Annotated in this window: 6 protein-coding genes; 3 read left to right on the top strand and 3 right to left on the bottom strand. The window is 68.7% G+C overall.

Going from position 1 to position 5,582, the window contains the following annotated elements; genetic code table 11:
* Positions 1–153 precede the first annotated feature (153 nt).
* Positions 154–1,014, top strand: coding sequence for a type IV toxin-antitoxin system AbiEi family antitoxin domain-containing protein (locus tag A5727_RS19260; protein WP_068253343.1), 861 nt, complete (start codon positions 154–156; stop codon positions 1,012–1,014).
* Positions 1,015–1,054: 40 nt separating this feature from the next.
* Here A5727_RS19260 and A5727_RS19255 read toward each other — a convergent pair whose 3' ends face one another.
* Positions 1,055–2,170 (bottom strand): Rv3169 family protein, encoded by a 1,116-nt coding sequence (locus tag A5727_RS19255; protein ID WP_068253332.1) that lies wholly within the window; start codon positions 2,168–2,170, stop codon positions 1,055–1,057.
* On the bottom strand, positions 2,170–3,312 hold the full coding sequence (locus A5727_RS19250; protein WP_068253329.1) for a phosphotransferase family protein: 1,143 nt from the start codon (positions 3,310–3,312) through the stop codon (positions 2,170–2,172). Before A5727_RS19250 ends, A5727_RS19255 begins: the two co-directional genes overlap by 1 nt.
* Positions 3,313–3,357: 45 nt before the next feature.
* Between A5727_RS19250 and A5727_RS19245 the strand changes: the two genes are divergently transcribed.
* Together A5727_RS19245 and A5727_RS19240 are read left to right on the top strand one after the other, a co-directional pair.
* A complete protein-coding gene (locus A5727_RS19245) occupies positions 3,358–3,960 on the top strand; it encodes a TetR/AcrR family transcriptional regulator (RefSeq protein WP_068253327.1) in 603 nt (200 codons plus the stop codon).
* Positions 3,957–4,832 (top strand): SDR family NAD(P)-dependent oxidoreductase, encoded by an 876-nt coding sequence (locus A5727_RS19240; RefSeq protein WP_068253323.1) that lies wholly within the window; start codon positions 3,957–3,959, stop codon positions 4,830–4,832. The genes A5727_RS19245 and A5727_RS19240 overlap by 4 nt, the downstream gene beginning before the upstream one ends.
* 3 nt (positions 4,833–4,835) lie before the next feature.
* On the opposite strand, the gene A5727_RS19235 is transcribed toward A5727_RS19240, so the two are convergent.
* Positions 4,836–5,582 (bottom strand): acyl-CoA thioesterase domain-containing protein (locus A5727_RS19235; RefSeq protein WP_068253315.1); only part of this gene is annotated, 747 nt, incomplete at its 5' end.

Below are 5,582 nucleotides of genomic sequence, written 5' to 3'. Positions count from 1 at the left end.
CGGCCCGCGCCCCCCGCTCCCGCCGGGATCCGCCCCGCCCCCCCCCCCCGCGGGGGGGGGGGGGGGGGGGGGGGGGGGGGGGGGGCCCCCCCCCCCCCGCGCCGAGATCGCGAGGGAGGGAACCGTTCGGGCTGGGTTGTCAGTCCAACGATTGTGATTGATGACCATCTTCGACGACATGACGGAGTCATCACGCTGACGCAGGCCCGGCGGTGTGGGCTGAGCGAAGACGCGGTACGACGACGGGTGCGCACGAAAAGTTGGCGCAGATGTGGCCGGGGTGTCTACTTCGTCGACGATCGACCGTTCACGCCCGCGGCGCGGCTGCGTGCCGCCGTGTGGTCGTATGGGCCACGCGCCGCGGCCAGCGGGTTGGCCGCGGCGTGGTGGCATGGCCTGGTCAGTAAGCCACCCGGCATCGTAGAGGTGACGGTGCCGCGAAACTCGCGTGGGCGCTGTCATCCGGGCACCCGGGTCCGGCGTCGCGATCTCAAGCCAGTCGATCTCATCGAGCGGAACGGACTGCTGGTGACGGCCCTGCCGCTGACCGTGATCGAAGCGGCGGTCCGACCCGGCGGTGGGCCGGCTGTGATGGACAGTGCGCTGCAGCGGTGTACTGATCTCCCTCAACTGTGGCGAGCGCACTTGGACAACAAGGGGCGCTATGGATCTCCTCGCGCCCGCATGTTGCTGCGGGCCGCAGACGACGGTGCCCGATCACACGCCGAGCGATTGTTCATCGAACTGGTGACGCGGGCCGACATCACGGGTTGGGAAGCGAACGTTCCGGTCGGCGGTTACCTCGTCGACTTCTTGTTTCGCGGGAAGAAGCTGGCGGTGGAGATCGACGGGTGGGCGTTCCACAGTGACGCCGAGACCTTTCAGCGAGATCGGCGCAGGCAGAATCAGCTTGCGCTGCTCGATCTGCAGATCCTGCGGTTCACTTGGCAGGACCTGGTGGAGCGGCCCGAACACGTGATCGCCGCCCTCCGCCGCGCACTTTCGGCGCGCTGACCGGCGCTCAGCACCGGAAAGCGCGCCGAAATCGCGAGACTCAGGGGGCGACGGTCAGCCAGTCCGCGAACCCCGATGGGTCGTGCCGTCCCAGGGCGCCGTGCTCGAACAGCCCCCAGCCCTCGCTGGCGGTGCCGTCCGGGCCGTGGCAGACCGCTCGGCCGACGTGGTCGATGACGCCGAACCCGGCGCGTCCGATGATCGCGGGGTCGGTCATGTCATAGGTCAGGCGTTCGGTGAAGTTCTCGCCCTTCCACGTGCCGTGGATCCAGTCCGAGTCGCCGCCGTAGCCGCCGCCGACATGGATCGGGCAGGCCAGCTTGGACTCCACCTCGAAGCGAAGCGCGTCGCCGCGTGCGTCGGTGGCCTCGATGGTGGCGCCGGTCGGGATTCGGGTGCCCGACGTGTAGTGGATCTTCACGCGCGGCCAGCCGAGCTGCTCGATGCGGCCGTCCTTCCAGATGCGGGTGCAGTCGTTGAGGGACCGGAAGCCGTCGGGCTCCTCCTGGATGATCAGCACGATCGAGAAGTGCTCGAACGCCATCGGCACGTACAGCCACCACATGCCCTCGAACGGCGGGTCCGCGGGCCGGCCCGCGGGTTCGGCCTCGCCGATCGGCCGGATGCCCCAGGACCGGTCCCGGCTGCCGATCCAGGTCGCGGGGTCGACCGTGACGAGTTCGCCGTCGATCTCCAGATGTCCCTGCCAGGAACCCAATTGGGCGAACCGCTGGGCATCGAGGGTGACGCGGTTGCCCGTGCGCAGGATGTGGCGCTGCTCCTGCACGACATCGAACAGGCCCTGCCACGTGAGGTCGGCGGAGATCCCCTCGGTGTCTTCGAGGATGATCCGCAGGCGGTGCAGTGGCTCGTCCACCTCGACCCGGTAGGCGCCCACGTGCTGGTGCAGCCGATTCTGGTCGATGGCGTCTGAAAGGTGCACCGCGGTCTGCACGTCACCGCGCCGAACCAGCAGGAAGGCGTCCTTGACCCCGAGGTTGGGGTAGTAGCCGATGCCGGTGATGACGAAGATGTCCCCGGTGCGGTCGTGGGCGTTGAAGTACGAGCGGTCGTAGAAGTTGCGGTCGCTCGATCCCGGCCACGCGATCGGTTGGGGGAGTTGGTGTACCGGGAACTCGTCCATGGGCCCGAGCATCAGTGGCTCCCTTCGAGCAGCTTCTCCAGCAGGGATCGGTGGTAGAACAGCGATTCGACGTCCTCGGGCCGTTCGATCTCGCCGAAGTGCACTCGGCGCGCGCCGGTGCGCATGAACACACAGCACCACACGACCGCGGAGTACACGTAGAACCAGTGCAGATCACCCACCTCGACGCCGGTGTGGGCGCGGTACGTGGCCACCACGTCCTCCTCGCGCAGCACCTCGGGCAGGCCAGGCATCCCGGCGAGGCCGCAGAGTTCCTGGAAGACCATGTGCGCGAAGATGATCCATGAGACATCCAACTCGCGGGGGCCAACGGTGGCCATCTCCCAGTCGAGCACCGCGACCGGCGCGAAGTCGCGGTAGAGCACGTTGCCGATGCGCGAGTCGCCCCATGCGAGCACGGACGGCGCCGCCGCGACGTCGTCGGGGAAGTTGTCCTCGAGCCAGACCAGCGCGCGTTCCACCAGGGGCGAGCGGCCGATCCCGGGAACGGAGAAGTCGTACCAGTCCTTGAGCCAGGCGAAGTGGCGCCGCAGGGGACTGTCACCCGGCGGGTCGACCTCGGTGAGATAGGCGAACCGCTTCTCGGCGTCGGGGATCGAGTGCAGTTTGGCGATGACCTCGACGGTGCGGTCCTGCAGTGCGCGCTGCTGCTCCGCGCTGGCGTCGGCGAACCAGTTGTTGCCGAACGTGTAGGGCATGACGTCGGGCGGGACCACCCCGTCGACGTGGTCCATGAGGAAGAACGGGCGCCCCAGCACGGTGCCGGTGTTCTCCAGCCAGCGCACCCGGGGGACCGGGATGTCGGTGAGTTCGGCCGCGGCGCGCATGACCTCGAACTGGTGGTCAAGCCGGTACGACGAGAAGACGGGGACGTCGTCCTCGCCGGGTGCGACTCGGGCCACCCACTTCTGTTCGTGGGGCCCTCCATCGGAGATCCAGCGTCCCGTGAGAATGATGGTCTCCGAGGACATTCCGTTGGAGTCGACGCCGCTCTCCACGGTGATCTCGGGTGCGACGCCCCCCGGCATCACAGTCGAGAGCCACTGCGACAGCACCGCGGGCAGGGTGCTGACATCCCGGCTGGACCGCTGAAGATGGTCGATGTCGGTCTCGACGGTGGGATCACTCGGCACTGAGCACTTCCTTGTCGCCAGAATTACGATACGGTGGGTAGCGTTATGAAAGCAGACCCATCGGCGGTTGACAAGGGTTCCGGCGCCGGCCGTCCCCGCGATCCGCGTATCGACGCTGCCATACTCGAGGCCACCGCGGAGCTGGTTGTCGAGATCGGTTATTCGAACCTCACCATGGCGGCGATCGCCGAGCGGGCGGGCACCACCAAGACCGCGCTGTACCGACGCTGGTCCAGCAAGGTCGAACTCGTCCACGAGGCCACCTTTCCGGCTGCACCGACCGCGCTGGAGGCGTCGATCGGCGACATCGCCGCGGATGTCCGCGCCATGATCGCCGTTGCCCGCGACGTGTACACCACGCCCGTCGTGCGGGCCGCGCTGCCAGGGCTGATCGCCGACATGGTGGCCGATGAGCGCCTCAACGCTCGAATCAGGGACCGGTTCACCGAGACGTTCTCGGCCGTCCGCCAGCGGGTGCTGGAGGGGATTACGCGGGGTGAGGTGCATCCCGACATCGACCCCGACCGTCTGATCGAAGTGATCGGCGGTGCGACGATGCTGAGGTTGCTTTTCGATCCCGCCAGGCCGCTCGACGAGGACTGGGTGGATCAGACCACCGCGATCGTCGTGCACGGAGTGAGGAGATGACCATGGGACGCCTGGAGAACCGGACCGCGATCGTGACGGGGGCCAGTCGCGGGCTTGGGCGCGCGATCGCCCTGGCGCTGGCCTCAGAGGGCGCGGGGGTCGCCGTCGTCGCGCGCACCGAACAGGTCTGGGACGAACGCCTCCCCGGCACCATCGGTGCCACCGTCGCCGAGATCGAGGCCGCCGGCGGGAAAGCCGTCCCGATCCGCGCCGACCTGACCGACCGTGACGACCTGCCGCGTCTGGTGGAGGAGGCCCGTACAGCGCTCGGGCCGGTGAGCATCCTGGTCAACAACGCGGCGTTCACCGCTCCCGGTCGCCCGCCCAAAGCCGATGCCACGCCGGCAGCCAAACCGGCCAAGCCCGCCAGACCTGCAGGGCCGCAGGCGGATTGGCCGGCCTTCGTCGGCACGCCGGTGCATGCCTTCCGGCGGCACTTCGAGATCGCGGTGTTCGCGGCGTACGAGCTCATGCAGTTGGTGGTGCCGGACATGCTGACGCTGGGCGAAGGGGCGATCATCAACATCTCCTCGGTGGCCTCGCGCATCCCCGGAGACGGGCCCTACACCGATTTCACCGGCGGCATCCTGCCCGGCTACGGCGGATCCAAGGCGGCCCTGGAGCACCTGACCAGTTCGGCGGCCTACGAACTGCAGCGGCGCAACATCTCCGTCAACGCGCTGTCCCCGTCGCAGGCCATGATGACTCCCGGACTGTCCTACTACCGCACGGATTTCGATGACATCGGTTCGGAGGCCGACTTCGCCGAAGCGGTGGTGCGCCTGGCGGCGGTCGACCCCAACACGGTCACCGGCCGCACCATCGGACACCGCGAGGTGCTGGACGGGACCTTCGCCCCGTTTGCACCCTGACGCTCACTGCGACTCAGACGCCCTGATGAACTGTCGGGCGCCGAAGTGCGGGTTGGCGATCGCCGTGGTGACGCCGGTGCCGATCGGCCCGCGCGTGTCGAACAGGCCCGCGGTGCCAGTGGCCAACCCGGCGTCGCTGTAGTGGGTCAGTGCCGCCATCCCGATGTACGGGCCCTCGGGCAGGCGGCACAGTGTCAGCGTGTAGTCGGCGTTGATGAATCCCAAACCGGACGTGGAGAAGTTGGTCAGCGACGCCGTCACGTCCACCGCCAGGGCGGCCTGCACGAACGGCGAGTTCTTCTCCCCGGCAACCAGTTCGCGCACCTCCCGCAGCCATGCGTACCGCGGGCCGTCGTGCTGCCACACGATGCCCTGGCCGTCGGTGGCGGGATCCCGGCCGTACGGCTTGATGAACATCGGCATGGCGTCGTCGAACTCGGCCGGTTCGACGGGCAGCGGCGGCAACTGGATGGGCGTGCTCCAGGCGCGCTCCCCGGGTTGGTCGCCGCGCCGCAGATACAGCGCCGAGGCCCGTGCAACCACCTCGCCGTGCTGGATGACCTCGCCGTCGACGGCCTGCATCCGGCCGCCGACCCGCAACACCTTCGCCCTGACCTGAACCGGTTCGGTGGCCACCCGGCGCAGCATGTCCACGGTCAGCCGCGCCGGCACCAGGTCGGGGTCGGCCCGCAGCGCGTCGATTTCCCGGGCCAGCAGCCCGCCCAGCACATGCCCGCCCAGCGTCGGCCC

This window comes from Mycobacterium sp. ACS4331 (assembly GCF_001667265.1).
Classification (GTDB): Bacteria; Actinomycetota; Actinomycetes; order Mycobacteriales; family Mycobacteriaceae; genus Mycobacterium.
The sequence above is the reverse complement of the archived record's forward strand: the minus strand, read 5'-3'. Positions and strand labels throughout refer to the sequence as shown.